Here is a 563-nt window from a genome sequence, read left to right on the forward strand (position 1 = left end):
GGGCTGGCGCGACGCATGCCGGGCGGGGCGTTCGTGCGCGTGCTTTAGCGACGACTGCCCACCCGCCGCGTCTCGCTGCGGTACACCTCCGCCAGCCCGTGAAACGGGTTGTTGCGCCACGCCTGCTTGAGCTTGATCAGCGCGAACTTGAGCGTCTTCGCCGCTGCCTGCTTCGTGACGCCCAGCTGCTTGCCAATCTCCTGTAGCGTCCAGCCGTTGAGGTACTGCTCGCACACGAACCGCTGGCGCGGGGTCAGGTTCGCCCGCTCCAGCACGGTTTGAATCTCCACGCGCTCCAAGTAGGCAATCGCCCGCCGTTGGGGGTCTACAAGGTCGTGCAGCTGCGTCTGCAGTTTGCGGTGGCGACGCAGCTTGCGCTCGAACGAATCTTCGCGTGTGAAGGGATACTCTCCGTTGCGCTCCGACGCAATCCAGAACTCCGTCTCTTGGGCTTGCATGACAACGCCTCCACCCTTTAGGATGGGTTAGTATACATTTGTATACCTTGCGGGATGGGGTGGGAGTCAAGGGGGTATCAGAGCGCGGGAACCGCCTTGCCCTCA

General features: G+C 63.1%; 1 protein-coding gene. It reads right to left on the reverse strand.

Features of this window, described 5'->3' with window-relative positions; genetic code table 11:
- Positions 1-44: 44 nt before the first annotated feature.
- Positions 45-458 (reverse strand): hypothetical protein, encoded by a 414-nt coding sequence (locus NW837_RS15800; RefSeq protein WP_414332666.1) that lies wholly within the window; start codon positions 456-458, stop codon positions 45-47.
- Between the last annotated feature and the right edge of the window lie 105 nt (positions 459-563).

Source organism: Synechococcus sp. R6-10 (assembly GCF_047461815.1).
In the GTDB taxonomy this organism is placed as follows: Bacteria; Cyanobacteriota; Cyanobacteriia; order Thermostichales; family Thermostichaceae; genus Thermostichus.

Coding starts and splice junctions, on each gene's coding strand:
- NW837_RS15800 (WP_414332666.1), bottom strand. CDS start 458: ATGCAAGCCCAAGAGACGGAGTTCTGGATTGCGTCGGAGCGCAACGGA.